The sequence below is a fragment of the Bacillus sp. N5-665 genome (assembly GCF_022637375.2).
Lineage (GTDB): Bacteria > Bacillota > Bacilli > Bacillales > Bacillaceae_G > Bacillus_A > Bacillus_A wiedmannii.
Map to the genome: position 1 here is coordinate 2,893,438 of NZ_CP093325.1, position 26,193 is coordinate 2,919,630.

The following is a 26,193-nucleotide window of genomic DNA, read 5'->3' on the forward strand; positions in this document are numbered from 1 at the left end:
GCATTTCTGCACGTTTGTAATTCATTCACATTCTTTTCACTCTCTTACGATCTGAAAAATGGTAATTTCTCTATTCGATGTACCTACTGAGTATGCGTAATTATCGTTATCGAATGTCATCATATTCTCATAAATATTCTCACCTTCGTTACCAGAGACGTTAACAGCATATTTACCATACTTTTTGGATTTGTATATTTCAGCAAACATTGCGCTACAATAAATCATATTCCGTAATTTTTCCTGTTTTAATACCTGATTTACCCCACTTTTTTGTACATAAATAATCCCTTTTTCTACTTCTTGTGCGAGTGTTATTTTATTTAAAATGCTATAGTATACGTATGAATCGTTACCCGAGGCATTCCATATAATAGCTACATTGTTATTGCCAACACGACCAAATCCATAGAAATTCATCATTGACATAAATTTCGATTGAATTAACCTACCATCTCGCCAATTAAAAATAACAATTTGTTTTGAATCATAGTTAAAACAATACAGAAAGTCATTTTCTATAAATGCCCCTGATAATGTAGGTGGGAAATCCGAATTAAATGTCACTTTGTTTGTTATACTCAACGTATTTTTATTGAAATAAAAACACTCTGCACTTTCTTTTCTTGCGACAATTAATAAGGTAATATCTTTATCTACATAGAAAATATCGTTTATTCTACCTGTACCTGTACTATTAGCTATACTGCTATGAGGTACCTCTTTCACTTTACTTTGCGTTGCCTTGCTGTAAATGATGATCTTATTATCTGTACTAACACCGAAATGATCACCCAATTCAAGTAACCTCTCCATGATTGTAATTTCGTTAGGAAGGTTTGTAATATCCCCTGTCGGCGTAGACTTTACAAAGTTTTTTATATTATAAATAAAACTAGTCTTATCCTCAGCCACTACTAGTAATTTATCGCCGCCAAGATAAACAATGTTTCCTGGTCTTGGAGTTTTAGAAATATCCATCGTTATCGTACCTAACTTATTAAAATACGATTTATGATACATAGGATTCGAATTACCTCTAAAAAGTCCATGATCTTCAAGATATGGCATTACTGCAACACCTCATCTTTCACATTACCGTTTAAATCTGGAATTAATGTATACACATCTGTTGTTTCTACAGTAACTCCATCTTCTTTGTATTCAATGACAGTTTGCTTTCTGTAATTACCATCTGCATCCGCATCTGATAATATCGCCTTCCTGCGTAATTTCCCACTTTTTGTTTTCCATTCCAGTACTCTATAAATACCCCTATCATCTTCATCGGAACCAAATTTACTCAGGGGTTCTACATGCGCTTTTAATTTTTTATCCGTTTCTGCCAACTTAGTAGCAGTTTCTTTCAGCTTCGTTCCAACTTCTTGAAAAACCCCTTCAACATCATCAGCAGTAAACATTCCACCTACATCTTTTATCGCAATGTTAATCGCATCACGGTGTGGAGAAGAATTGATTTTTAGTATTTCGTTGATTTCATTAATCGCTTTAACAATAGTAGTTTTTTCTGTAGTTGTTAACTCAGCCGTATTACCGAGTGTATTACCAGAAGTAGCAGTTTCCTGTAATTCCTTTAAGGCTTCATATGTTCGGTTAAAAAACCAATCAAAATAAGAAGCTGGAGGCCTTTGCGAAACCTTCCAGCCAGTATCTTTTAATATTTGTGGTGGTTCTGTACCTTTGCTTTTCCATTCAGGAAGTGGCTTTGTAAAGTTAGCCATCATAAACCTCCTTTATTATTGCTTCGTCCATTTTTCAACACCTGCATTATCAATACTTAGTTTCCAAAATGATCCGTCTGGCGATTTTAGTACAACACCTTTTGCTGCATCACCAAATTTCAAATCACCATACACCGTATTATCGCTTTCAGTATTTACGAATGTTTTCGCATACTCATCACCACTAGTGGCAAAAATTCGATTAACACGGACTAAAGTGTTTGCATTGTTTGATAAGGATAAGGTGAAACGCAATTTATACGTATTCGCTGATCTTGCTGCTATATGGATTGTATCTGCTGTATTTCCATTCACATTTATAGCTTGCGTATATGCACCATTTAAAGTTGTGACACGCTCGATTTTAATATTCTTAGGTGTTTCACCTTGAGCGAACGCAATCCCTACTGATTCAAGATATTGCAATGGAGTTGTGCCAAAATCAATTTCTATAACTGCTGGCTGTTCCACTGTTGGATTTGTAAAGCGACAAAATTGCTCTTTTCTTAAACTGAACATGCCCCATATATTCCCTGCTGTCCTTGGAGCGCCTGGTAATGTAACTGCATAACGTTTATCTGCTAAAAGAAGCACATCGTCTTGATCACCACTCATCTTTTTACTACCAGGTAAAATTGGAGTGATAGTTATATCTGGAATTGTCTGCTTGTAGTCTGTTAAAGGCAAATACGCTTTACCACCATCTTTTGTTGAAGTAAGCATAACTCTACTAATACCAATCTGCTTATTTACTAAATTACTTCCCCAACATTTAATCCTAATTTTCGTACATTTATCTGTGACTGCCCACGGTGCGGATACAGCGATTGCTTGCGATCTATTATTTTTCGTCCAGTGCACACCAATCCATTGTTTACTTAAATCATCGTACATTTCCATCTCATAATTTTGTGGATGATTTCCCCAACTGGACATAGCCGTTAAATAAGCTGCATACCAAATTGGATCGGTTGCCGTATCAATTTCAATTATTATTGGATTCTCATAAGTAGCGTTTGTTCCATCAAATACAAGCCCTGCTTCTGTATCGAATGTGAGTATATCTGTTAGTTCACCTGCAACAATTGGATGTGTAGATACTTTTGTAACTTTGTATCCACGCAAATGACCATTTACTAAATAATCATCCTGGTTCCCTAAGAAGTTCGGTTTATGTGGTAGACTAATTGGCATTGCATTAATACGTTTTTCAGCCATATAGTTATTCGGACTTACGAAACTGTTCAAATATCCATTATCAATCCAGCCCTCTGTGATTTCTTGTGCCATCGGGCTGACAATCTGATTGAATCTTGCAGACTTTGTAAATTCATAAGCTGCTTCAGCAGGACTGATTTTATGAATATCCCAACCGAAAATGTTGAAACGATTTGTTCCACCTTCACAATAAATCAGACGTTTTGTACCTGCCTCTGCTTGAAATTGCACTTGGTCGAATAAATTACCACCTACATCACTCGGTACTTTGCTATCTCCCTCTAAATACAAGCCGTACTCAAAGTTCATCATGGTAATCTGATGGAAGAAGTTCGCATTCACCCAAGCCATATCTTGCTCACGTTTAATTCTTGGATCTACTCGTAAATGAATACATTTCTGCATGTTCGTTATCGTAATGTTATTGCACTTTACATTATCGATGTAGGTCATTGCATCCATCGCTTCCATCAATATGCCTGTACCTGTCCATCCACTTGTTGCACGTTTCCCAAGGATATTAATATCTTTGAGCATATGAGTTTGCTCGTAGAACTGGAAAATATCTGTCGCATTAAAATAAATAGCCGCCTTCGTAAAAGTGAAAGGCAGCGTTCTTAAATCTATTGTTACGCCCTCCACATAAGCTTCAGGCTTCATTTGTATTACATTTATATCAGCTAATGGTTTTAATACGGCATTTTGTGAGAATACCAATCTAACTTTTGGTGGAACAACTAGTGTACGAGATATACCATAAATCCCATCTGGTACATGCACTGTCGTTATTTTATCCGTTGCTGCAAAAACAAGGTCAAACGCAGCACTTGCATCTTTCCCATCACCTATAGCACCATATCCTTTTACATTAAGCGCTGGTATAGCATCATCCTTATGCATTGCACTTTCTTGCAATTCTTTTACCGCTTCATAGGTTCTGTTCTGCAAATAATTTAAGTATTCAGCTGAAGGTCTTTCATCTATCTTCCATCCATTATCCTTCTTAGAAATAGGCGGTTCCAATCCTCGTGCATTCCACTCTGGTAACTTTTCTTTAAAATCAGCCATTCGATCCCGTCCTTTACCAAGCTTTTAATACATCTTTTGTTCCATCCCTAAACCCATTAATCCGAAAATAACCACCAAACCTACCACCTTTTTCGCCATCAGATATAGAAAGCCCCTTTTGTTTATCAAATTGTTCTTCTGTTGGTCCAAGGGTAAAATCTCCAGGATAGTAAAATGTATCTGATACCAAATCGGCAAATCCATATTCTTCATCTGTTTGCACTTCATTCGAATCAGAAAACTTGAATGATCCAACAAAGTGTATATCTGCTGGAACTCCATTTACCAACAATTCATTCACGATATAACCGAAATCTTCAAGTGGAAACCCTAAATTCACTACATAATCTACATCAATTTCAACATGTAGCCCTACTGGTTCCCCTTTGGTCCACTTTTCTTGTAACTTAATACATTTCTTCTCAACGCCAAGAATTAATGATACAAAGTGCAAAACTGTAGGAAGTGATCCATCAGAATTATTTCGAATGATGCGAGATTTCAATAACATCCGAAATACATCATCATCGAACCCCATCCGATCTTGCCCAATATTTCGGCCAATATAATCTAACGTTACCCCTTGTGCTTTATCAATATCTCGCCAATCATGAATTTGATTTAGTAATTGTTCGCTTTCCTCAATATGATGCGCTGCAAGCTTCATCATTTTTGATATATTACTATTTTCGCTGCGGTTATAGTTATCAGTAATTCTCTTTATCATCTTTGTATAAGTACTAGACAATGTTTACCACAACCTTATTGAAGTTTGTACTTGGAATATGCAAGAAGCCGATAGAAACATTTGAAGTTGTCCAAGTCACACCATTATCCTTTGAAATCTCAAGGGTACAATCTTTTATCCCCTGTACACTTCCAAAAATATTAGCAATAATTTTCCCCGTTACAATGGTGTCGCCCATTCCTAACCCTGTGTAGTTAATACCATCTTCATCTAAACCACCGATGTATTTAATTACTTCTGACATAATTAATTTACGGCCAATCGACAATGCAGGAAATTCACCATCACGATAAATCGTCACACGAGCAGAAATGGACTGCTCAGTTGCTTTACTAAAACTAATTATGTGTTCATTGCCACCTTCATCGAAAACCTTCACTTGTGTTTTCCCATATGCACGAATTCCGACTGGTTTTGATTCCATAATAGACTTAGCAATGGCTTTATCTTCCCCACCATACACAACCGTTTCAAAACTATGTGGAGGTCGTCCATCTTTATCTGGTATATCATCACTATTATTAAAAACAACCACGGTACGAATACCTGGCACATCATTTAATAGTCGTGCCCTTGTACCCTCTGTGGTTGATGACTTCGTTGCGAATGTACTGGCATATCTTCTTCTTAATTCGAGATCTGTTTCTTCTTCTCGTCCATATTCTGTCGGCTTTGGATTAGACACGCTATTTACACCAACTGAAGGCGTAATAATCTCAGTGATTGTATTTGCTTTTACATTGCCTTTTGTTCCTGCTTCGCTTGCTAGTACGTCTACAGTTACTAATCCGTCTGAGTTGTCGTCATATCCGTTTTCTGTAGTAACAAATTCAACGCCATCTTTTGTAGCAACTATAGTACCAGCTTTCACAGTTACACCAGGATCTACTTTAAAATTAGCAGTTCCTGTTGCTGCTTTCGCACGTCTTCTTTCTGCACCGCGATTTTTAACGACTTGATCCAAACTTACACCTTCAGCTGAAAAATAAAACGCACTATAATAGATTGATTCAGCTAACTCATTTTCTTCTGCTCTGGAAAATGCAATGGTTTGAATGAACATTCCTAAAGGACCACGCTCTGACAGGTTCACATCATTCCCAAATAATTTACGCGCTTGTTCTTCCATTTCTTTAATAAAGTCGGCATACCGTTTACGCTTGAAACCTTCAGCTGTTAACACGCATTACACCCTCCCTTCTAACACGTCACCTGTTTCTTTCTCTGTAAATTTAAAATCAACAGAGAGTTTGCGATGTTCTTTGTTATAGTCGAACGTAATATCTTGTATGTTTTCCACTCGTTCATCTTGCAGTGCCGTTTCGAACAATGCATTTGTTACCAAGGATTCGTCATACTGTTTCACTTGTACTGTGGTGCGATCAAAACCGTGTTTTGGGTTTAAAAACCACGATCCTTTTGCCGTTTTAAACGCAACTGCCACTGCTTGCACAAGTTCATCGCTACCTTCAATCATTTTAAAACCATTCTGCATATCTAGTTCTATATCATTCGTAGCTGGATTTATATATAGGTTTTTCATATACATCCCTCACCCTATTTGTGATCCATTCACTTCTACAATGCCTTTCATTATGATTTTACCTCCACCAATAGCAATCGTAGCACCACCAGACTTTTCACCGATTAGGAGCTTGTCTGCATCTGTAGCAGGTAAATCATTTGTAAAAAAGTTAATCCCACCGATAACTAGCGCATCATCTACTGCGAGCATACGCTGACTTGCAGGGTTATTTGCTTCGTACATGATGTTATCTATTTCCCTTTGCGCAAATACCACTGCTACAGGATCATTGCGTTTATATGGCACTCTAATATAGAAATCTCCGCTTTGTTGAATAACAACTGGCACTGATTTAATAAGTGTTTCACCAGGTAATATTCTTACATCAGCTTTTAGCTTTACTGGATCATAGTTTTCTATCAATCCGATTGCACATGTATTTAAACCGCCAACCATTTTCTCTTTAAACCTTCTGAAAAAATCATTCGCTTCTTTCATACTGGATACACTTCCATTTCGGTATAGTACGTGTTTCCATTCGCTTTATGACGGCCTTTCTCCACTCGAAATATACCGTTTGCTGTTTTAGATTTAATTTGTAAAATACTATCCGTTGTAATGCGATGGTGGAGCAGTGATACTACCTTGTATCCATTCATTACAATTTTCTTTTTGTTCTCATCAATACCGACTTCATAACTTGTTTCAATCGGTGAAGGTGTACCAATTAATCCGTGTTCTTTATCCAGGATAAAACCTATTCTATCTCCATCAAATTTATCTCGAATAAAGATACTTCCACGGTTCACATGTACTTTAGCACCGCAATCTTTAGCTACCTCAACAATCGCTTGTCCGAGCATCGTTTTCACGGTTTTAGCGCTCTTATATACAACGTTCGTCGGCAAAACAAAAGACCCAATCTGCAAACCACTCATGCTGATTAGGTCACTTAATACTTGCTTTCCTGTTATGTTTTCTGCATAGGCTTTATCCACCCATTGTTCCATCCATTTATCATTTACATCAATAATATTCACTTTTGTGATCTTATCCACGCCACTCCATTCAGTACGCGGATTTCTTACATATCCAACTAGAACGGCCCCTACATCTGATTGATACCCAGCATTTAAAATGACTGGCATCCTATCCTGTATGTTATTAATAGTTGTGTCTTTCAAGTTATATATTTCAATTTCAGATATATTCGGATCAGCCCCATCATCAAATGGCACATCAAAATTTATAGTAAAGTCTTCACTTTTAAAGACTGCATTCCCAATAATAGCTTCATATTTACGCCCCCATAACATACTCATGATAATCCCCCAATCTCTAATAGCACTGTCTTACCTAAGTTTTCAAATGAAACTCGTGTTTCCTTGCCGCTATTATCTTTAGGAGTAATTGTCACTTTAGGAAGCCGCTTATCATTTAACGCATAAAATAAAGGTAAATTTAAAACCACCTTTTCTCCTGCTAAAATAACATGGCCATCTTTTTCAATTCCGATTGTAAAGAAATCAAATCGTTTATTATAATGCACTTCAAATGTAAATAATTCTTTTGCTAACTCCATTTCAAATCGGTATGGAATTTCTTCTTTTATAATTTCAATATGCACGATATCACCTACCCTGTAGGTTGTTTACGTCCTGCTGAAGATACAGCTTTTGTTTGTATTGCTTCAGCTAAAACAGACGGTTTAGCAATTCGTACGCTCACTAAAGTCATACTGAATTTCAAACCGCCTTTCACTTCAACGCCATGTGAGGTGTTGAAACTTCCGATAACAACACCAAACACACCATTGCGGTATACATAATCCATTACCTTACCTTGCTTTTGGTAGCGAACTAGTTTACTTAATTTTGCTGAAGCTTCTGGACCAGTAAGAATACCGCTTATGTCCATCTTATCGGTTTCTCTTTCTACATGATCCGCAATTGATTCGCCATCTTCAATTGGATGCTCTGTTACTTTTACACCATACTTTGGATTCTCGTCATAAACGGTATCTAAAATGATGTCACCTAGCTTTGCTTTTGGCACAATATCACCTACCTATGTTGCTAGATTCAATTCATTCCAAAGCTCTCTCAAAGCTTTTTTTGTTTCTTCTTTTACCTGTTGTGCAATAGAAGCATCCCCATTGCTATTCACATGGATAACAACTTGCGGTGCAAATGTAGTACCTGACGAACTTCCGCTACCACCGCCACTGTTTCCTCCTGACGGTCCATCTTTTTCAAGATTCAATGTAGCTCTTGAGCCAGTTGTCCCTAGTATTCCTGCATCACGTAAAGCGTTCGACTGTCTAGCGGTTAATACTGCTTCATCCTTATGCAGTATCGCTTTATATCCGTCAAATGGTACTTGTGCAAGACCTGTAGCGTGACTTCCATCAGCTCCACCGCCGCCTAACCAAGATGGTAAAGACGGAAAACTAAATGATGGCATTTTAAAACTTGTTATTTTGCCAACAAAGCCATCCCAGGCACCTTTAGCCCTATCGATGAAATTTAACAGTGGACTGAAAAAATCCTTGATGGCAGCCCCTGCGCTGTTCATCGCATCACCAATCGCTGTACTTATAGAATCCCATGTTTCCTGCGTTTTTTGTTTTGCTGATTCCCATTTTTCAACAATTCCTTGCCAGATTTCTTGAGCTTTGCTAATAACTTTCGCTTTTGCATCATCTATAGCTGTTTTCACTTTATTACTTATTTCATTCCATTTTGCTTCTGTATCAGCCTTTAAATTTTCCCACGCTGTTTTTAAATTAGCCCACAATTCAAGCGCTTTTGCCTTTACTGTGTCCCAATTGAGATAAAGCAGTACACCTATAGCAATCAGGGCAGCAATAGCTGCAACGATCCAGGTAATAGGGTTTGCCCACATCGCGGCATTTAATCCCCACTGTGCAATGGTTTGCATCAATGTACCAGCTCGCCACGCTATCATTAACGTGTTAATAACACCGATTACTTCCATCCCTATCATCGCTAGTTTAAAAGCACCAACCCCCGCTGCTAAACTAATCAAGATATCAGAAATTGGACCCCAATTATCTATAATGCTTATTCCTATATCGGATAATGTTTGGAAAAACTCTTTGACCCCTTCTGACGTAGCAAGGAAGTTTGTGAAGTCATTAAGTAATCCTAATAACTTCTCACCAAGCGGAGCAAGAGCAACCCCTACATCTACAATGAAATCAACCAAGTTCCCTATTGTCTCCATTAGAATAGGACCATTTGTTTTTACATACTCAATGAAATCTTTGAATCCTTGTGATTCTCCAACGCTCGCTGCCCAATTCTTAAATTTTTCAGTCAAGCGGAGTAATCCTTCTTCCATACTCGCACCTAATGGAGTAAAAGCTTGCAGTAATGAGAAGATACCTGCAAATACATTTCCGAACGCACGAGCAAATGTATCTAGTGCATCCGCTGCATTAACTGATAACCATTCAAAAAACGGCTTCAATCCACCCGATTCTATTGCTTTATTTGCATCTGCCATTAAAGAAAGCAAAACATCTGAAACGTTTGAAATTGTAGGTGCCATTTCCGTTAATATACCTTGAACTAATTTCAATCCTTGGCTAAACATTTGAAATATAGGTTTTTCAAATTGTTTAGTAAAATCACCCCAAAAATCTTTAAACGCTTGTAAATCCTTTACTGCTTGCCTTTGTTCTTTTCCCATTTCTTTATATAATGCTGCAAGCTCTTTCTGTGCGGCTAATTTCTCTTTAGCAGTATCTGCATTCGCTATTTTCTCTTCAAGCTGGGCCACTTCATCGGCTGCCGTGAAAACTTGCCCTAGTACGGAAACTGCAACAGCACCAAATGCAGCAGCTCCAATTCCTACTGCCCCAAATGATGCTGCTAATCCCATTATCCCTGCTACAAGTGGAGCAATAGCAGCCGAACCCACTGCGGTTAATGCTACAATAGCGGTTGCGATAAGTCCTATTTTTAAAGCTGATGTTTGGGCTTCATCACCAACATTATCTACTTCTCTTGCTGCACTTTGAGCTGCCCTTTCTAGTTCTCGCATGGAAGCACTACCCGTTGCACCCACTGCGACCAACGCTGCTGAAGCTTCACCTGCTTGATCGCCTACTTCATCCAATGCACGGGCTGTCTGATCAGCTTGACTCTCAACTCCATCAAGCATCCCATCCCCAACCGCTGCCATCGCTGCTAATCCTGCAGCGGCTCCTTGTGCTTCGTCCCCTATTTCATCGATTGCACTTGCTGCGCTATGTGCTTCTGAAGATATTTCATCAAATGCCGCACTACCAACTGCTGCAATCTCAGCAAATTCAGCCATTACCTCATCAATTTCATTTCCCATTTCCTCAAGAGCATCTTCTATATCATCAACATTTCGCTCTATTAGGTCTAAAACAGCTGTATTCACATTATCAAAGTCAATGCTGACTGATAACTCGCGTAGCGATCCCATTATTCACGCCCCTTTACTTTGGGGTTTTTGGCATTTTCTTTTTCATATTCTTTTCCGTTATGCCAATCGCTGCTAAAGATTCCATAACATCTTCTGCATCCCATGTTTTTACTTCCTGGGGACTAATGTTATAGTGGGCAGCAATTGTATGCGCCCACCAAAACCTAGCTGCTCTTTTAATAAAACGCTTGTCAACACTTTCAATGCCAGCAAGCTCTCGTAATTCCTTATTTTCCTTGTTGAAATCGGATAGCTGCTAACACCACATCATCCAATTCAGCTGAATCTTCAAAGTCATCCAGTTTCATTTTAGGTTGTACAACAATATTCTCTAATACCGCTGAATAAAGAGATCTACGTCTAGTTGCTTTATTTTCGTCTACCTCATCCATAATATCTAACCAAGTAGACGGTGCTACTTTTTGAAATACGAACTCTTTCTTCTCAACTTTACTAGTGTGTGTTTTTTGTTTTGCCGCCATATTATTGACCCCTCTCTATTTATCTATTTTTATTCCGCTGAATAATCCGCTACATAAATCGGTACTTCCACACCGCTTACCTCTGCCCCAAATTCTGTAGTTGGTGTTTTGAGAATACGTGCTTCATTACCACCAGCTTTGAATTTGCTATCATTCGCATCGATAACTTGAACAGGGAATTTACGCTTTTCCTTCGCTAATTTACGCAAGAAAGGTAATGAAGAAGAAGTATGTTTTAATGTGAGCGTAATCGTTGCCGTATTATCAGCACTTTCTGCAAAGGTTACATCCCCGTGTGCACCAACATGAGGAATCACATCATCCTCATTTTTTTCACAGTTTACAAAAGTACCATCCATAAAGCCCACCATAAATTGTCCATCTATGATGACACTTACTTTCTTTGGATCATAAGAGTTTACTTCCATACTGTATGAACCTCCTTAAAGTGATTAAAGTTGTAATTCACCAACAATATCTACATTCTCAATTGCACCAGCTATCGTTGCAGTCCACTTCAAACCAGGAAGAGTACGTTTCCCGCGGTCATTTGCGCTTACTTCAGCACGATTCGGTGCAACAATGCTATATAACGGGTTATCAGCTACATCTGTAGCAATAATCCCTTGTTTCACACCATCTTTTAACGTTTTCTCTAGCTCTGCCACAATAAGCGCAATACCAGCATCTGTAAATGGTACTTTTGGTAATCGAGCTAATAACGCGAATACATTTTCTGTCATACGAGCTTTCAAGTAATATTGCCCTTGCAGAATATCAATGTATTCTCCTGTTGTTGTAACGCCTTTTGAGGTAATGTTTACTCCACCCTCAGTAATATAAGTGGATGCATTATTTGTTTCGATTTCTCCAATAACTGCATCATCATAATCAGCAGGAGCAATACCATTAAGGTTTTTAAATGTCCATGTATAAGAGCCGACTTGCATTGGTGCACATACACCAACCCAAGCTGCTGCTGGATACGTATCAGGAGCAGGATGCACCACAATAACAGTGTTTTGTGAGTTTAATGTTTTCGCTAACGTTTTATTTACTGTTGATGCAAAGTAAAACTTCTCTTGTGTATTAATCCATTTCGATAATTCTGTAATAACTGGATCTGTTTGAAGTGTGCAATGCAGATAAAAAAAGTCATTGGACTTCTTAACTAATTCATTTAAAGCAGCACTTAATTCTGTTGGATTCCCTGTAGCTGCAACATAGGCGACACCATGCACCGCAATTTTTTCTGGTCTTGGTGTTTGTCCTAAAATAGCAGAAGCCATTTTATACGTTGCTGAATTTGTACCGTAATCCGTACCAATCCCATCAATTTCCGTATACTCTTTGTAATCCAGTTTCTTGTCTGTAGACAAAATAAGCGGTAAACCAAATCCTTTTTGGCTCACCGCTTTTGTTTGTCTCGTGATAGTTACTTTAACGTAACGATTACCCATGAGATATTCCTCCTTCTGTTATCTCAGCAGTATCAATTGACTCAATATCTTTTAGCTGCTGATGAGGTACTCTTAAAATGACATCAAAACCGTTTCTGCGCTCATAATCCTCAATAACAAATGCATCACGGTTAATTACATCGGTTTGATTTGCTACTGCTACCCCAATACTTTGCAGTACATCTGCTCCAGCAAAAGAGAACCAATCATATATCTCTTGCGCCAATACAACAGAATCGTCATCATCCATCGCATAAGAAGTAAATGAGATAGTAGTCTTGTAATCACTTAATCTCTGTAACTTATATTCACCATTGATAACAACACCTGTTTCTTCTGCTTGTCCTACTGCTTTTCCATGTACAGTTGTAAATTTATAAGTTGCATGTGGTACTTTCGGCCTTTCACCCATTTGATCGGCCATAATGATAGGAGCAGCACAATGCTTATTTATAGCAGGGATTAAAACGGCTCTTAATTCTTTTACATTCACCCGTCTACCCCCTTTGCATAGTACATATATACATCTGCATAATCTTCATAATCTTTGTTTGTATCGATGGTATACATTTGCTTCTTATATTCAATCTTCTGCCCTATTTTTAACGGTGCTAACGTGTAAATCTTACGGTCTTTTCTCGTATAGGTACCATTTGCTTCCTTTTGCAATTCATCCGTTGTCAGAGGAAGAATGATGCCTATCATGTGCTGTGGTTGTGCCTTTGCACCTGGAATCCATTTTCCAGCATCGTCATAATGTCCGTTTGTTTCTTCAACATGAACAACAAACGATACTTGAAATTCTTCTACGAAATCAGCAAATTGAAATGCTTTACTGCTCATTGCTATTCCACCTCGTGTCTAATGGCACCAATCATACGACCAGTATCATGTAGAGGATTAGATGAACCTTTTACATTTCTTGTTGATGCAGCGTTTGGCGGGCTTGATACAGTTCTCGCATGGCGTTGTATCATACCAGCGAATTCCATACCAATCATATCTGTAAATACATCCGGATCAATATTCAGCTCTATAACTTCCGTAAATAACATATCAATTTTGTCACCAATTTTATCAACGTTATTATCAAATCCTGTTCTGATAAAGGAGCGCTCTGGTATAGTGACAGATTTCAGCAAAGCAAAAACAGGTTCGATTTTATCACCATTAACTCTTGCTAATACTCCACTTCCATCCTCCAAGCCAATTGCTTTGAGATCAGGAAAATCAGAAGCACGTTTGTTTTTCGCTTCCGGAACCAATGGTATAGTTAGGAATTGAGCTTTCTTAGGGACAATAGTTGTACCAAACTCATGCACACCAGCAATCGTTACTAAATCTGCATTATTTCCGTATTCATAATTGTCCTCACCGAAAATACCAACCTTTATTTCTTTCTTCCCTAACTTTTCTAATGCTCTTTTATAACGCTTGCTATTATTTGTACTTCTAATTGTTACACCCATTACCGAAACCGCACTTTCCGATATGGTTTCAAAAAATTCAAGGCAGAACGGTATGTTGCACCTTCAAAAAAGCTCTTACTCATATCACCCAGTGATTGGCTCGCAACATTTTGGCTTTCTTTCATCGATTTAATAATCATATCTACAGCAATTTCAACATCAGGAGGTAAAGATCCGTCTGTAAATTGTGGCGAACAAAAACCATTTATATGAGCAATCGCTCCAGCTCTGTATTGTTCATCTGTTAATGCCACAAGCTCGCCCCCTTTTCATTACTCACCGTTTAATAGCTCAATTAACTCCTCACGGTTTAAGCTACTATACCCTTTGAGTCCTTTCTCTTTCGCTAATTCTTTTAATTCAGATACAGTTAAATCATTTAAGTTACTTTGCGGTTTTTGTGGCTCATCAATAGATATGAAGTCTTCATATCTTAGCAACCGTCTTCCGTGTTCTTCTGATACACACCAAACATGACCAGTCTTATTATTTTGAATCCACATCATATCAACTCCTACAAAAGAGAATAAGAGAGCTATGCAAGCCCTCTTATGGTGATTTTTTATGCTCTTTTTGCACTTAATACTGCTAATGCTTCAGGACGCGTTACCTTCGCACCGTATAGATGGAGACCTTTCACCGCATCAGCAAATCGTTTCTCAGGACGGTATCCCTCTACTTGAGTTGCTTGCTCTGCATAAGACCAAGCGATATTATGACCAGCAATAATTTTCGAGTTCTCAGTTGCACCCGTTCCTGCTTTTGGTGTGTTATTAGATTTTAGTACAAGGAAACCAGCAGCTTGTCCGATTACACCATTTAACAAACGCTGATCAGAAGGTAAGTTCCCCGCTTTTACAAAACGGTCATCCTTTAGCATCATACCTTCATACCAAGGCGGCAAAACAACCCATCGCCCTTGTTCTGGTACATCTGCTTCATCTAACTTCACTGATAAATCTACAAGGTATTCATATGCATCGCTTTTTGTTGGCACAACTGGTGTAGTATCATTACCAATTACATGAGCAGCTTCTACATAATGAGATGCAATAAACTGATCTGCCTGATTTCGTAAAGCGTATGCAGCTTCTCTCATGGCTTCATCCATTAACTTAGGGTTTTGTTGGATTTTATCAACATCATCAATTTGGAAGTTGAAAAATTTAGATTGATCGATAACAAGATTACGAGTAGCATCTGTTAATGTTTCCGGATCACTCATATTTCCGTTCTTCGTATAATTACCAACTGTCACTTTACCGATGTTATTGATTTTAACTGTATCGCCAGCAGCTTTAATCTCACCTTCATAATCTCGGTTAACAATTCCTGGTTGTCCAAATACTAATGTCTTTTGTAAGTTTTGAAGTAAACGAGCGCTCCAAATTGTTGGAATAAAATTATTAATTGCCATAGTTTAACGCCTCCTATTGTCCTTTTAAGAATTTTTCAACTTGCTCCCAATTTGCATTAATTTCATCAGGAGTCATCTTTTCAATAGCTTCTTTTGTTAAGATTTTCCCTGGATCAGCTGGTGGGTTTGGATCACGTCCACCCTGCTTAAACTTTTCTTCAACAGCTTGTTGTACTGTTAACGAGAATACTTCCTCTAACACGCCAAGACCTTGAATTGTCGTCTCTTCATCACTCCCAATAAAGTAGTCAACTAACTTAGTAGGTAACTCCTTTTCGGTAGCGATAGATAACGCTTTGTTTTTAAGAGTCTCTTTATGCTTTTCTACTTCCAGTCGCTCAAATTGTTGTTTAAGGTTACGTAATTGCTTTTGATCTTCCGTTTCAGCAGGGAATCGTTTTGCGATTTCATCTTCAATCTTTTTCGGAAGCGTTTTGTTTTCGTATGTTTTAATAGCATCCGTTACTCGTGTATCAGTGAGCGATTGTAACCACTTCTTCCCACTATCATCATCATTTACAAACGACTGAACTGCTTCAAGTGTGATTTGCAGTGGTTCTGGTACTGGTGTAGGAGTTGGCTCCGGATTTGGAGTAGGATCACTAAAATATTGCATGTTCCCTAATCTTAAAACTGGTTGGTACATTCTTTTATATAATGAAACTTTCATTTCGTAGTATCCTCCTTGCCCTTCATAGTTACCTATTCAGTCCCTATTGAAGTTCAATGTTTTTAGCAGTTTATCGTCATACTTAGGACAAATGGTCAATAAAAAAACACCTACTCATTTAAGTACGTGCTACTCATTCATTATTAAGATGCTAACCTTTCTTTCTTCCACTCTTTGAATGCCATGTTCTCTAACTCTTTGTGATTCGGCCTTTCAACTTTTTCGATTGAGTAAGTCAAAAAACAACGACAGTTTATATTCTCAGAGGGGACTCCTCCTAATTGACCAGGCGTAGGTCCTGTCCCAAGATTCCCCACAAACATTTCTTCAACAGGAATCGTTTTATTATTCAACATACGATGATTCGCAATACCTCTTTTACCTTTAGTAGGTCGCACACGTTCATCCTCTAATGTGTTCCACGTCTTAAGCATTATGACCCCATTCTTATTCGCATGAATGGCACTATCATTTAAAGCTGATTGAGAAACACGATGTCCCTCTGTACGAACAATCCGAGTAGCTTTGACAACATCGCCTTCTAATGAATCCTTTAAGCGTTTTGCCATAATAGAATACGTCTCATTCTCCTGTAAGCCTTGTGTGACTTCCTGCTGAATCTTATGAATGATATCTGCCCGGTTCCTCTCTAGACGAGCTTTCAATGTTAATCCTGCTACTGGATTCTGTAGCATTGCAGTAAGTGACTCTGGTCTCACGGATGCATATCCTAGTTTGGTACGTGTAGTTGTTTCCACGCCCCATGCTGTTAGGTAGTATCCATCTTTATATACTTCTCCTAACACTTTAGCCATTTGTTTACTGACTTCGTTGTGATTAACTCCCATAATCCAGTTAATCCGTTTGTTCAGCTTCTTCAGCCGATCATATTTGAGCATTTCTTCAAGTGTTAACTCTCCGTTCTGCTCATACTTTTCATATTGCTCTGCCATCAGTTTTCTAATTTCAACTAATGTTTTCGCATATTGACGAGCAATCGCTCGTTCTGCTTTTTTAATTAATTGACCAATACGGCGATTAATCAGTTTGAAGATGTCAAACAGATTCATGTGCAATCACCTACTCAATTTCTTCATTTTCATCATCTGGTGGTAAACTATCTAAATCAATTGCCCCCTCTTTTTCCTCTCCCATTAGCTGCAGCTCGTAGTCCACATCATCGATATAAGGTATTTGCTCCAAAACTGTTCTGTCACTATGAATGCCTTTCAATTTTGATGCGAAGTCGCCAACATATAAGAGATCAATCGGAAGGTTCCTCTTAAACTCCCAGAAAACATCTAAGTAGTTGATATGAATCTCTTTCTTTGTCCACGCACTACAAAGAACTTTAAACTGTTCACGAAGTCCTTTTCCAAACTTACGCGCTTTTGTTCCGGCTTTATTCTCAAGGTCAATAAGTTTCCACTTACGACTTTCTCCTGTTTGTGCAGAACCAGAAAATTTCTCATCTGCCATGTCAACGGATGCTGAGAACTTGTGTATATCCTCATTCAAGTTCTTACGTGTATTTTCTACAAAAGTATCGTTGACATTTTTAGTGATAAAATCCACATCACCATCTTCTGGAACTTCAAATGCTCCCGTTTGTTTTGCATTATTGATTACTTCATTATCAACAGTTGTACCTTTAAATTTCATATACGCATTAGCAAATGTCTCTACTTCATTTACTGAGTCACTCCGGTTTTTGTCATACGCATCAATTAAAGCTTCCACCTTTTCAAAATCGCCTTTTTCTTCATTGTTATTTTGGAAAAGAATGATCGGAACATAATCAAACATGTGAGATTTCACTTCTTCATCATCTTCCTGATCGGCAATAAACTTACCATCCTCATTCTCAATAAAAAAGTAGATGTTTGTAGAGTCATACCACTCTACTTTCGTACGCTCCTTTTGATCTGTTCCCTCCGTTACAGGAACCTTATAGTAACGAATGGCATGGCTAACGTCATTCTTATCTTGAATAAACACGACTTCCCAAGGATTCAGATTCATAATCCTCTCAGTGCCGTTTTTATCAACATATAAAAGCCTTGCAGCATAACCACAAATACTAATTAATTTTCCTAACTCACTGTCTAAATCGTCAATAACATTAAGAGTATTACAATTAATAAGGTGTCCAGTAAAGGTTTTATGCTTTTTCTCGTCATACTTCATCTTATCGATTTGATATGAAATTGGCTTACCAAACAAATAACCAACTGATTGATTAATAATGTAACCTCGATAGTCATGCGGTAATTTATTATTCGGTTTCTTCGGGTCCAGCATAGAACGTTTTTGTATCTCCAACCCCTCTTGGTCATAACGATTGTACAGACTTAAAGTGATATTTTTCGAAGCGGAATGCAATTTAATTATTTCTCTAATCACATCACTGTTTGGATTTTTAACTGGCATCCTAATAGTTGATCTTTTCATTGTTTCACCTCGCTTTAATATAGGGATGGCACTGCTTTCGCTTTTACATTACCGAATAGAATTGTATTCACAAAATAACGATCACTATCCATCTGATGGTCATTCTGCTTAATCGGTTTATCTTCACCGCGTTCCATTGCTTTCTCATCCCATACATAAGAAGAGAATTCACGCAGCGTTTCTATACAACAGTCGCAGAATTTAATTAAATCGGTCGTTAATGAGGTTGCTACATTTCGTATTCCATCTAAAACATCATTCTTAGCTTTCTTCACTTTCCAACCTTTTTGCTTCAGTAAAATAATAAATGAGCTTGCGGAAGGGTCTACGATAATACGTTTGGTTAGACCGTTTGCAAACTCAACTAGATCGTCATAATATTGATCATCTGTTTTCTGTACATTCTTTTTACGTGCATCATGATGATATTCCTTTACCTTGTACCAAATCCCATTAGATAGCCCCCATAAACCGAATGCCATAGGGTTTTGCGTACCATAGTCGCAGGAGATATAATACTGCTCATATTTTCTTGGGTGCGATGGTACAACATGCTCATCTTCATTAAACATGCTGTATATTAAGCCTTCTGCCATTACCCATAGCCCCAATATATATCGCTGATAAAAGACACCGCTAAACATGCGTTTGAAGCGGTCTTTCACTTTCTCAGAAAGAGATAAGTTGTCATCCATTGTAAATTTCAAATGGCAAACTAACTTTTCTTTTTTCTTATCGATAAGTTCTGTTTTCACAAAGTGATATGGTGAACCAGGGTTACAGTTCATAAACACCTTTGCTCCATCGACAGAACAACGCCCAATCATTTGATCTATAAATGATTTAGGAAATAGAGCAGCTTCATCCGCTAATGACCCAGCAGCAGTTAAACCTTGCAGCGTGTCCTGTGAGTTCTCCTTATTGGCTCCAAATAAGTAGTACGTATTCCAACCGATTTGCAGATAATTTTCTGAACGATTGTAATCATATCGCCATCCCCACGCTGTAAGAATCTGAATCATTGGATTAATTACGTTACGCTTTAATGAGCCAATTGATTTACCAGCAATAATAAATGACTCACCTTTAAACTTTTCTTGTGACCATTGTAGAAAACTACATATCATGGATATTGTTTTACCGGATCGTATTGCTCCATCCGCAATTACAATATCATGGTCCTTATATGGAGAATGCTCTCTCCACCACCATAACAACTGTAATTGTTTGTCTGAAAAAGGTTGAAACTTAAAGGATTTGGTCTTTCGTTTCTTAATCCTCGCCATTTACATCACCAAACACCGCTTTAATGTTTTCTGGATCTGGAGCAGTTGCTTTTAAGAAATCTTGTATTGCTTCTGCATTATCGTCGTCTTCATCACCAGTTAAAACCGTTATTTCTGCTTTCTTCTTTTCAATATCCAATCTCATTTGTTCAAGTTCCATACGGCGTTTGTCATCCTTATTTGCTAAATCATCAAACTGTTTGATTAAGGAAGATAAGGTACTCATTGCCCTGGACTGTGCATTCATAAAGGTAGCATGACGGTCCCAGGCGAATTGAAATTCATATTCTTCTTCAATCGGTATTGCTGTAATAGCCTTTTTGTCATCTTGAAATACTTCAGATTTGGACTTTTTAAGTTCTTTAATCATTTCTTCTTTCGATTCAACGAACATTAATCGTTGCGCCCTAATAATTGCAACATACTGGATTGATATATTTTCCCACAACATATCCAATGGATCTTTTGCTGCAATCTCTTCCATAAGCTCCATAACTTCCTCTGGAAAGTGCTTGCGAAAAAAACCATGAGTAACTGCGTTATCATTACCAGTAGGAGCACCATGGCCAACTGCGTTCTTATTGCCCAATTTCGGATTTGTATTACCACGATTACCTGCTGCATTTGCATTTTTGTAGGGTGCACCTTTTTTCTTTGGTTCCTCTTTTTGTGTGCACCCTTTTTTATCTTTTGTGTGCACCCCTTCTCGATTCCAACCATGTCTCTTTTTCCACGACTTTACTGTATTAAGACTAACACCATATTTTTCAGCTATGTCTTTATATTTCATTTTCTTCATGTAATCCAGTTCAGCTAACTCGTGTTTTTGTTTAGTCACGTCACACCACCACACCACCTCTTCAATAGTAGGTATGGATCGCTATTTCATTCCACACCTCTTATATAAACCATCAATACAAGTAAGAAATGCTCTACGTTTAATCACTGGTAAAATCACCTTACCTTTCACGATTTTCATGTAATACGAAAAAGAGACCTTCAAATGACGGGATAATTGCTCATCGGTCATTTCTAAGTCTCTTTTAGCCACTGCTATTTGATTTTGGAATTGTTGGTTATTAATATCTACCACCTCGCGGTAATTACTTATTATATTTTTAATCCCTTTGAAAATCCATTAATTCACATGTATAATTGTATTAAAAGTCAAAACTTTTAGAATTGAGGTGAAAATCATGAAAAGTTTTGGTATGTTAGTACTCTCTACTGTCTTTTCAGTGCTCCTAGTATATTATAATGTCAATTCCTTTTATAATAAATTTACATCAGGGAATACATATTACTGGGTAAACGGTATCCTAGCTGCTGGATTCCTTATATCCTTAATTATCAACATAAAAGATATCATCAAGAAAAATTACACAACTTCTGAATCGAATTAAGGAGCCTATTACGGTTCCTTTTTCTATGTAAAATAAAAAAGCAGCGGATTCGCTACTTTTATTTGTTCCAATCTTTAAAATCGGTATATTTACTATAAGCTGTTTCTGTTGCATTTCCGTGCCAACGATTCTTAGCATTTTCTCTTTTATCTTTCACATTAAGTTCGCTTATATCTCCATTTTCATTTAACCATTCTGGATTATCATGAGCGTATTTATCGTTAAACATCCTTGCTTGCTTTAACGTTTTGAATCCTTCACCAAGAGGGTGTTCAAATCCACCTTTATGTCCAACAACTATATAGCTTTTCTTATCTCGTTCACCTAACGTTTTAAAATAAGGTTCAGTACCGCGTTTTATTTTCTTCACATCAACATCCCCTTTCAAATCACCCTAGATTTATTATACAAAATAAAAATAGCTACTTTTGAAAAGTTTCATACTTTTTTATGAAAAAAATCTTATTTAAAAAAACCTCTGTTTTTGTTCAATTTTCGTGGAGAACCTTCTTCTAGTTTGTATATACCCTCGTAAGGCAAACTAGAAGGAGGAGAGGATAAAATGGAAACAGAAACTCAACAACAACCGAGCAATAATTTATCACCTGAGCTTATTTTAGCTATCGCTAAATTAATCCAAGTTCTCCATGAAGCAGGAATCATTTGATTCTTGCTTTTTTCTTTCGTTATGTTCGTTTGTTTTGTACAAAAGAAAAAGCACCTACTGAATAGATTCTTTTTTCTCTTTTCCGCCATTTCTCACAATACAAATATATCACGATGATTCCAAAACAACCGGCACAATTCTACCAGTAATTTAAATCTTTCTATGGTTTTTCTATAAATTCTATAACTCTTGTTCCGGTTCTCTCTTAATATATATTCAGTTTCATGCCGTAGCTTTACACAAAAGAATTACATTAATTTCAACTATTGCAAAATAAAAAAATAAGCCCTTTTTAAGTGCCCATTTTTTATTTTCGTTAAACTAATGCAGTTAGTCTATTTATCTTTTCATTAAATTCTTCGACTTCGCTACTTCTTGTATCATTTAAAAAGCTATAGCATTCTGTACATGCTTCCATAAATTCAAGTAAGCTTTCCTTACTAATTAAATCACTCTGTTTTTTATATTTATCGGCATCAGTTGGTTTTGGATGAATAAATGAATTTCGCAAGGTAATTATTGGTCTAATTTTGGCCCATCCTTTTTGCTGCAAAAATGTTTCTCCACATAAAATTTGTAGAAACCAATCCAATTTTTCTTCAACTTTCAACCTAGTTAAAATTTTATTTATTCTAGCATGGGTCATTCCAAACTGTAATTGTAACTCTTCATGCAATTTATCATTTACAGCACTTTCAAGTATCGATACAGCTTTAAATAATAGCATTTCTTTATTCTCTGAGAAGTCTCCTTCATCGAAACGATCTAACAGTCTTAAAAATTTTTTCTTACTATCATGAAATTCAGAAGCAATTAACATTGTGTTTTCCTGATCAAATAATTTGTCTTTTTTTAATTTTTCCCTAACAATCTTTACTGCAGCAACCTTATCTTCAATAAACAAATCATCAACCTTATAATATATTAAAAGCCATGGTAAAAACTCTTTTATGAGGTTATCCATAAGCCCTGCTTCTTTTTTGAGATACTCCATAAGCTCTGTTTTTTCCATTCCTTCTCCACCTTATCATAATATAATTATATTAAATATTACATTATGACAACCTCTTCGTCTACCATTAAATCCCTCTTATTTCTCAGGTATTTCAAGTAAAATAGTAGCTTTAATAAAATTCTTTTAGAAATATATAATTATTTATATATAACTCATATCTTCCTCTCCTTTCTCTATAGATTTTACCAATATATATTCCTACTTTTAACAACTCTATCATTATCTAATTTTAGCCTCACTTACCCATATCTTCTATTTTGTGTAACTAAGCCAAATGCTTTATCACGGTCTGGACTACGTTGTCTCGCCATCTACATTTCACCTGCCACCTCACGTTCAAATTTTAATATTTCCATGAATTCACTACTTACGCTATTCACTAAATGAATTTCACTTTAAAAAGTCCATCTATTTTTGTTCAGTTTTTGTGGAGAACTCCATTTGAGTTTGTATATAGACGTAGACCAAAATCGCTACACCTACTGCGCCTATCTCTTTGGAAGGGAGGTTATGAAAATGAAATTCAAAAAAACAGAATTAGAAAACGGAACACGGATTTCAGAACGAGAATTTGATATTCCAGGATTCATCTCTGCCGTCGCTAATTTAATTACGGCCCTTCACCTAGCAGGAATCATTTGATTCTTGCTTTTTCTATTCATTATGTTCGTTTGTTTTGTGCAAAAGAAAAAGCACCCCACATAGATGCTTTTTCTCAAAAATTATTTAATTAAAAAATCCCGTCTTTACATCCAAATGATCAATTTCAGTTGATTTATCCAAACCTAACTTTTTAACACAAGATTTATAACTAATTATTATTTCTTTGCACAATGATTTTTCAATTTCCAAAATTAAATCTTCAACTTTTTTTCTTTCAGGATGTGATTCAGGTAGGTTCATGAACCACAAGGCTGTTTCATACTTATTAATTAATACGACTAGATTAGGGCTAGCTAATCCCATATTTGACCCTTGGATAATAGATAAAAATTCTTTTTTATCAGCTATACTTGTTAATTCTTCTACATTTTTTTCAAATTCCTTTAACTCTTCATTGTATTTTGTTGTAGTTTTTGTATGCGAAATACTTATGATTGGTATTTCTTCCACAGTCTTATCTGGTACTATAATATCTCTTAACACTTTTTGCTTTGCCAGTAATCCATATAACGGAGCATATACTTCATTTAATCTCCTTTCTATGAATTCCCTATTTTTATCATCAAAATATTTCCTTGCCCCGAAATAAGCTGATATAATAGCCCCCACGGCTGTTATTACTGTTGCAAATTGCGCAATAGTTTTAAGAATTTCTAATGAAAGGTTTTGATTATACATCCAACTATACAATCCTGTTATGACTCCTGTAACAACCAATAACAATAGCAAAAAATTGAAAGTCCATCTAAAATTCAAACTTTATTCCCCCACTCTACATTAAACAATCATTTTAATATGATAATTCAATTCAACTTATGTATTTTTTTCATTTTTCTTTATAGGTTCCCGGGCTCCTACAAGATAACTTTATCACCCGTCACATACATCGAGCAAATTGAAAATGACGTTTTTGGGGGATTTTACGAAAAAACATTTCATGTCACCAATCACCCCAGCAAATTTACCAGGCTCAATAAGAAACACAAAAGCCACGATACAAATGCACCGTGGCTGAATATATAAATTAAATTGGTCTTTTCATTCTCCGTCCATTCCGACCGAGTAACGTTTTGATAAAGGGGCTACGCTATCCCCACACTATTCTTCTTTCAAAGAACTGTATAGGTATAGCGTAATATTAATTATGTTTTGAAAAATCCCCGAAAACGTCCCCTTTTTTGTCGGTAATAATAATTTCTTAAATCTCCCCGTACCAGCAAAAAGATCTAAACTCCCAATAAACTTTGCAAGGAAATCCCCTCATTAAACCATCAATTTGTAAAAATCCTAATTGTTTTTATGTACTATAGTCAATAACATCGGATATAATAGATATGGAAAAAGCTTATTTGTGTTACAGCACAAATAAGCTTCAAAGATTATTGTTTGCCATTCCTTCTATCCACTAAAAGAATTAATAGAAGAACTATTTGGCAAACATCCGATATTGAGATTGGAGCGAATATAATCATTCACCTCCTTTCAAAGCCAATCGTATTACAGTACGATTGGTTTTTTTATTGGGATTTTTATCCTCCCTACGCAATTCATCATAACATGAAAAACCATAATTTTAATCATCCTTATTAACAAAAAAGATTTCTATATTAATTATGCTCTATACATTAATATTTTTCTGAACTTAAATAAAAAAAGCCCCACCTAAAGGCAGAGCAAGGAGACCGTAAAACATGTAAAGTAACCACTTCATATCCCAACAATATGAATAGTACCAAATGCTAGAATTCCATTTTCATCATGTCAAAACCAAATTTATATAATCCCCAATGCCGTAGCTATCAACTGAATTGCACTTTTTTTCTTCTGATAAAACGGATCACGCTTTATCATTAATTCGTTGTATACAAACGAATCTTTAACCTTCCGATTCCCCAAGTACTTCATCTCAATTATCCTGCGTTCATCTTCATCAAGTGCATGTTTTAACGTCCGTTCAATTTGTTTAAAACGTATCTCATGATTCTTATCGTCACCTTTCATTTTAGGAAAAAGAACAACACACCCGGCTTGAGCCTGCTCTTCTTGATTCTTCATCCGGACGCACAATGCTTTGTAGTTTTTCAACTCCTTCACCACAAGTCTTCGCATCTCCTTTTCATCAATGTCTTCAAAAAAGGACAATTGATTCATACGATACGGTTCCCCTCCGTTCGATCTACTCTGTTGAACTTTTACTTCATTTCCTTTTTACATTCTTCAAGAAAAGCGATTACTTCTTGAGTCTGTGCTCTCGTTGAAAGTAATTCCATCACATTTCCTTCTGTGTTATATACACGGATCGTTCTTTCCTTAAACTCTATACCTAACATCCCGTCATCACCTAGAAGCTTTATATTAATTTCCATATTCACCCTTCTTTCTACTAAAATAGTGTTTTATTTAATAGAGTGGATTTTATTATTTTGTACA

The 26,193-nt window shown here is 36.7% G+C and carries 32 protein-coding genes; 2 read left to right on the forward strand and 30 right to left on the reverse strand.

What is annotated here, in order from left to right:
- Nucleotides 1-36: 36 nt before the first annotated feature.
- From MNO09_RS17520 to terS, 25 genes are all read right to left on the reverse strand, one after another.
- Entirely contained in the window at nt 37-1,071 is a 1,035-nt protein-coding gene (locus tag MNO09_RS17520; RefSeq protein ID WP_098116358.1) for a hypothetical protein, read from the reverse strand.
- Nucleotides 1,071-1,742, reverse strand: coding sequence for a hypothetical protein (locus MNO09_RS17525; protein ID WP_088107260.1), 672 nt, complete (start codon nt 1,740-1,742; stop codon nt 1,071-1,073). Before MNO09_RS17525 ends, MNO09_RS17520 begins: the two co-directional genes overlap by 1 nt.
- A gap of 15 nt (nt 1,743-1,757) precedes the next feature.
- Complete coding sequence (locus MNO09_RS17530) at nt 1,758-4,028, reverse strand: hypothetical protein (protein WP_241950028.1); 2,271 nt, start codon at nt 4,026-4,028, stop codon at nt 1,758-1,760.
- A 13-nt stretch (nt 4,029-4,041) separates the two neighbouring features.
- Nucleotides 4,042-4,776 carry a DUF2612 domain-containing protein gene (locus tag MNO09_RS17535; RefSeq protein ID WP_088107259.1) on the reverse strand — a complete coding sequence of 245 codons (735 nt, stop codon included), beginning with the start codon at nt 4,774-4,776 and terminating at the stop codon, nt 4,042-4,044.
- Nucleotides 4,769-5,959: a baseplate J/gp47 family protein gene (locus tag MNO09_RS17540; protein ID WP_088107258.1), complete on the reverse strand. Its 1,191-nt coding sequence runs from the start codon at nt 5,957-5,959 to the stop codon at nt 4,769-4,771. The genes MNO09_RS17535 and MNO09_RS17540 overlap by 8 nt, the downstream gene beginning before the upstream one ends.
- A gap of 3 nt (nt 5,960-5,962) precedes the next feature.
- Nucleotides 5,963-6,319, reverse strand: a complete 357-nt coding sequence (locus MNO09_RS17545) for a contractile injection system sheath initiator (RefSeq protein WP_088107257.1) — start codon at nt 6,317-6,319, stop codon at nt 5,963-5,965.
- Nucleotides 6,320-6,328: 9 nt separating this feature from the next.
- Complete coding sequence (locus MNO09_RS17550) at nt 6,329-6,799, reverse strand: Gp138 family membrane-puncturing spike protein (protein ID WP_088107256.1); 471 nt, start codon at nt 6,797-6,799, stop codon at nt 6,329-6,331.
- Nucleotides 6,796-7,623, reverse strand: coding sequence for a phage protein (locus MNO09_RS17555; protein WP_088107255.1), 828 nt, complete (start codon nt 7,621-7,623; stop codon nt 6,796-6,798). Before MNO09_RS17555 ends, MNO09_RS17550 begins: the two co-directional genes overlap by 4 nt.
- Nucleotides 7,620-7,928, reverse strand: coding sequence for a phage baseplate plug family protein (locus MNO09_RS17560; RefSeq protein ID WP_088107254.1), 309 nt, complete (start codon nt 7,926-7,928; stop codon nt 7,620-7,622). Before MNO09_RS17560 ends, MNO09_RS17555 begins: the two co-directional genes overlap by 4 nt.
- Before the next feature lie 8 nt (nt 7,929-7,936).
- The gene (locus tag MNO09_RS17565) at nt 7,937-8,356 is read right to left on the reverse strand and encodes a phage baseplate protein (protein ID WP_088107253.1); all 420 of its coding nucleotides are present in this window, start codon (nt 8,354-8,356) and stop codon (nt 7,937-7,939) included.
- Nucleotides 8,357-8,368: 12 nt separating this feature from the next.
- Nucleotides 8,369-10,780 carry a phage tail tape measure protein gene (locus MNO09_RS17570; RefSeq protein ID WP_241950029.1) on the reverse strand — a complete coding sequence of 804 codons (2,412 nt, stop codon included), beginning with the start codon at nt 10,778-10,780 and terminating at the stop codon, nt 8,369-8,371.
- 227 nt (nt 10,781-11,007) lie between these two features.
- Nucleotides 11,008-11,262, reverse strand: coding sequence for a hypothetical protein (locus tag MNO09_RS17575; RefSeq protein WP_088107251.1), 255 nt, complete (start codon nt 11,260-11,262; stop codon nt 11,008-11,010).
- A gap of 29 nt (nt 11,263-11,291) precedes the next feature.
- Nucleotides 11,292-11,690 carry a phage structural protein gene (locus MNO09_RS17580; protein WP_088107250.1) on the reverse strand — a complete coding sequence of 133 codons (399 nt, stop codon included), beginning with the start codon at nt 11,688-11,690 and terminating at the stop codon, nt 11,292-11,294.
- Between the two features lie 24 nt (nt 11,691-11,714).
- Complete coding sequence (locus tag MNO09_RS17585) at nt 11,715-12,722, reverse strand: DUF3383 family protein (protein WP_241950030.1); 1,008 nt, start codon at nt 12,720-12,722, stop codon at nt 11,715-11,717.
- Nucleotides 12,715-13,215 carry a phage neck terminator protein gene (locus tag MNO09_RS17590; protein WP_088107249.1) on the reverse strand — a complete coding sequence of 167 codons (501 nt, stop codon included), beginning with the start codon at nt 13,213-13,215 and terminating at the stop codon, nt 12,715-12,717. The genes MNO09_RS17585 and MNO09_RS17590 overlap by 8 nt, the downstream gene beginning before the upstream one ends.
- Entirely contained in the window at nt 13,212-13,565 is a 354-nt protein-coding gene (locus MNO09_RS17595; RefSeq protein ID WP_088107248.1) for a hypothetical protein, read from the reverse strand. Before MNO09_RS17595 ends, MNO09_RS17590 begins: the two co-directional genes overlap by 4 nt.
- Nucleotides 13,566-13,567: 2 nt before the next feature.
- Entirely contained in the window at nt 13,568-14,191 is a 624-nt protein-coding gene (locus MNO09_RS17600; protein ID WP_088107247.1) for a hypothetical protein, read from the reverse strand.
- Nucleotides 14,191-14,445, reverse strand: a complete 255-nt coding sequence (locus MNO09_RS17605; RefSeq protein WP_088107246.1) for a head-tail connector protein — start codon at nt 14,443-14,445, stop codon at nt 14,191-14,193. The genes MNO09_RS17600 and MNO09_RS17605 overlap by 1 nt, the downstream gene beginning before the upstream one ends.
- A gap of 18 nt (nt 14,446-14,463) precedes the next feature.
- Nucleotides 14,464-14,694, reverse strand: coding sequence for a Rho termination factor N-terminal domain-containing protein (locus tag MNO09_RS17610; RefSeq protein ID WP_218923479.1), 231 nt, complete (start codon nt 14,692-14,694; stop codon nt 14,464-14,466).
- A 59-nt stretch (nt 14,695-14,753) separates the two neighbouring features.
- The gene (locus MNO09_RS17615) at nt 14,754-15,608 is read right to left on the reverse strand and encodes a phage major capsid protein (protein ID WP_088107244.1); all 855 of its coding nucleotides are present in this window, start codon (nt 15,606-15,608) and stop codon (nt 14,754-14,756) included.
- Nucleotides 15,609-15,621: 13 nt separating this feature from the next.
- The gene (locus tag MNO09_RS17620) at nt 15,622-16,278 is read right to left on the reverse strand and encodes a DUF4355 domain-containing protein (RefSeq protein WP_088107243.1); all 657 of its coding nucleotides are present in this window, start codon (nt 16,276-16,278) and stop codon (nt 15,622-15,624) included.
- 143 nt (nt 16,279-16,421) lie between these two features.
- Nucleotides 16,422-17,348: a phage minor head protein gene (locus MNO09_RS17625; protein WP_088107242.1), complete on the reverse strand. Its 927-nt coding sequence runs from the start codon at nt 17,346-17,348 to the stop codon at nt 16,422-16,424.
- Nucleotides 17,349-17,358: 10 nt separating this feature from the next.
- Nucleotides 17,359-18,729, reverse strand: coding sequence for a phage portal protein (locus MNO09_RS17630; protein ID WP_241950031.1), 1,371 nt, complete (start codon nt 18,727-18,729; stop codon nt 17,359-17,361).
- 14 nt (nt 18,730-18,743) lie between these two features.
- On the reverse strand, nt 18,744-20,015 hold the full coding sequence (locus MNO09_RS17635) for a PBSX family phage terminase large subunit (RefSeq protein WP_088107241.1): 1,272 nt from the start codon (nt 20,013-20,015) through the stop codon (nt 18,744-18,746).
- On the reverse strand, nt 20,002-20,814 hold the full coding sequence (gene terS, locus MNO09_RS17640) for a phage terminase small subunit (protein WP_140399248.1): 813 nt from the start codon (nt 20,812-20,814) through the stop codon (nt 20,002-20,004). The genes MNO09_RS17635 and terS overlap by 14 nt, the downstream gene beginning before the upstream one ends.
- A gap of 397 nt (nt 20,815-21,211) precedes the next feature.
- Here terS and MNO09_RS17645 point away from each other — a divergent pair, with 397 nt between their 5' ends.
- Nucleotides 21,212-21,418: a hypothetical protein gene (locus MNO09_RS17645; RefSeq protein ID WP_088107239.1), complete on the forward strand. Its 207-nt coding sequence runs from the start codon at nt 21,212-21,214 to the stop codon at nt 21,416-21,418.
- A gap of 58 nt (nt 21,419-21,476) precedes the next feature.
- Here MNO09_RS17645 and MNO09_RS17650 read toward each other — a convergent pair whose 3' ends face one another.
- A complete protein-coding gene (locus MNO09_RS17650; protein WP_241950032.1) occupies nt 21,477-21,788 on the reverse strand; it encodes a hypothetical protein in 312 nt (103 codons plus the stop codon).
- Between the two features lie 613 nt (nt 21,789-22,401).
- Complete coding sequence (locus tag MNO09_RS17655; protein WP_088107237.1) at nt 22,402-23,097, reverse strand: hypothetical protein; 696 nt, start codon at nt 23,095-23,097, stop codon at nt 22,402-22,404.
- Between the two features lie 513 nt (nt 23,098-23,610).
- Here MNO09_RS17655 and MNO09_RS17660 point away from each other — a divergent pair.
- On the forward strand, nt 23,611-23,742 hold the full coding sequence (locus MNO09_RS17660; protein WP_262366821.1) for a hypothetical protein: 132 nt from the start codon (nt 23,611-23,613) through the stop codon (nt 23,740-23,742).
- A gap of 84 nt (nt 23,743-23,826) precedes the next feature.
- Here the strand turns inward: MNO09_RS17660 and MNO09_RS17665 are convergent, their stop codons facing one another.
- The 3 genes from MNO09_RS17665 to MNO09_RS17675 form a co-directional block, all read right to left on the reverse strand.
- A complete protein-coding gene (locus tag MNO09_RS17665; protein WP_088107236.1) occupies nt 23,827-24,519 on the reverse strand; it encodes a hypothetical protein in 693 nt (230 codons plus the stop codon).
- A 1,017-nt stretch (nt 24,520-25,536) separates the two neighbouring features.
- On the reverse strand, nt 25,537-25,914 hold the full coding sequence (locus MNO09_RS17670; RefSeq protein WP_088107235.1) for an ArpU family phage packaging/lysis transcriptional regulator: 378 nt from the start codon (nt 25,912-25,914) through the stop codon (nt 25,537-25,539).
- A gap of 41 nt (nt 25,915-25,955) precedes the next feature.
- Nucleotides 25,956-26,129: a hypothetical protein gene (locus tag MNO09_RS17675; protein ID WP_170956733.1), complete on the reverse strand. Its 174-nt coding sequence runs from the start codon at nt 26,127-26,129 to the stop codon at nt 25,956-25,958.
- Nucleotides 26,130-26,193 lie beyond the last annotated feature (64 nt).

Coding starts and splice junctions, on each gene's coding strand:
- MNO09_RS17520 (WP_098116358.1), bottom strand. CDS start 1,071: ATGCCATATCTTGAAGATCATGGACTTTTTAGAGGTAATTCGAATCCT.
- MNO09_RS17525 (WP_088107260.1), bottom strand. CDS start 1,742: ATGGCTAACTTTACAAAGCCACTTCCTGAATGGAAAAGCAAAGGTACA.
- MNO09_RS17530 (WP_241950028.1), bottom strand. CDS start 4,028: ATGGCTGATTTTAAAGAAAAGTTACCAGAGTGGAATGCACGAGGATTG.
- MNO09_RS17545 (WP_088107257.1), bottom strand. CDS start 6,319: ATGAAAAACCTATATATAAATCCAGCTACGAATGATATAGAACTAGAT.
- MNO09_RS17550 (WP_088107256.1), bottom strand. CDS start 6,799: ATGAAAGAAGCGAATGATTTTTTCAGAAGGTTTAAAGAGAAAATGGTT.
- MNO09_RS17555 (WP_088107255.1), bottom strand. CDS start 7,623: ATGAGTATGTTATGGGGGCGTAAATATGAAGCTATTATTGGGAATGCA.
- MNO09_RS17570 (WP_241950029.1), bottom strand. CDS start 10,780: ATGGGATCGCTACGCGAGTTATCAGTCAGCATTGACTTTGATAATGTG.
- MNO09_RS17575 (WP_088107251.1), bottom strand. CDS start 11,262: ATGGCGGCAAAACAAAAAACACACACTAGTAAAGTTGAGAAGAAAGAG.
- MNO09_RS17580 (WP_088107250.1), bottom strand. CDS start 11,690: ATGGAAGTAAACTCTTATGATCCAAAGAAAGTAAGTGTCATCATAGAT.
- MNO09_RS17585 (WP_241950030.1), bottom strand. CDS start 12,722: ATGGGTAATCGTTACGTTAAAGTAACTATCACGAGACAAACAAAAGCG.
- MNO09_RS17595 (WP_088107248.1), bottom strand. CDS start 13,565: ATGAGCAGTAAAGCATTTCAATTTGCTGATTTCGTAGAAGAATTTCAA.
- MNO09_RS17600 (WP_088107247.1), bottom strand. CDS start 14,191: ATGGGTGTAACAATTAGAAGTACAAATAATAGCAAGCGTTATAAAAGA.
- MNO09_RS17610 (WP_218923479.1), bottom strand. CDS start 14,694: ATGTGGATTCAAAATAATAAGACTGGTCATGTTTGGTGTGTATCAGAA.
- MNO09_RS17615 (WP_088107244.1), bottom strand. CDS start 15,608: ATGGCAATTAATAATTTTATTCCAACAATTTGGAGCGCTCGTTTACTT.
- MNO09_RS17620 (WP_088107243.1), bottom strand. CDS start 16,278: ATGAAAGTTTCATTATATAAAAGAATGTACCAACCAGTTTTAAGATTA.
- MNO09_RS17625 (WP_088107242.1), bottom strand. CDS start 17,348: ATGAATCTGTTTGACATCTTCAAACTGATTAATCGCCGTATTGGTCAA.
- MNO09_RS17630 (WP_241950031.1), bottom strand. CDS start 18,729: ATGAAAAGATCAACTATTAGGATGCCAGTTAAAAATCCAAACAGTGAT.
- MNO09_RS17635 (WP_088107241.1), bottom strand. CDS start 20,015: ATGGCGAGGATTAAGAAACGAAAGACCAAATCCTTTAAGTTTCAACCT.
- terS (WP_140399248.1), bottom strand. CDS start 20,814: ATGAAGAAAATGAAATATAAAGACATAGCTGAAAAATATGGTGTTAGT.
- MNO09_RS17645 (WP_088107239.1), top strand. CDS start 21,212: ATGAAAAGTTTTGGTATGTTAGTACTCTCTACTGTCTTTTCAGTGCTC.
- MNO09_RS17655 (WP_088107237.1), bottom strand. CDS start 23,097: ATGGAAAAAACAGAGCTTATGGAGTATCTCAAAAAAGAAGCAGGGCTT.
- MNO09_RS17660 (WP_262366821.1), top strand. CDS start 23,611: ATGAAAATGAAATTCAAAAAAACAGAATTAGAAAACGGAACACGGATT.
- MNO09_RS17670 (WP_088107235.1), bottom strand. CDS start 25,914: ATGAATCAATTGTCCTTTTTTGAAGACATTGATGAAAAGGAGATGCGA.
- MNO09_RS17675 (WP_170956733.1), bottom strand. CDS start 26,129: ATGGAAATTAATATAAAGCTTCTAGGTGATGACGGGATGTTAGGTATA.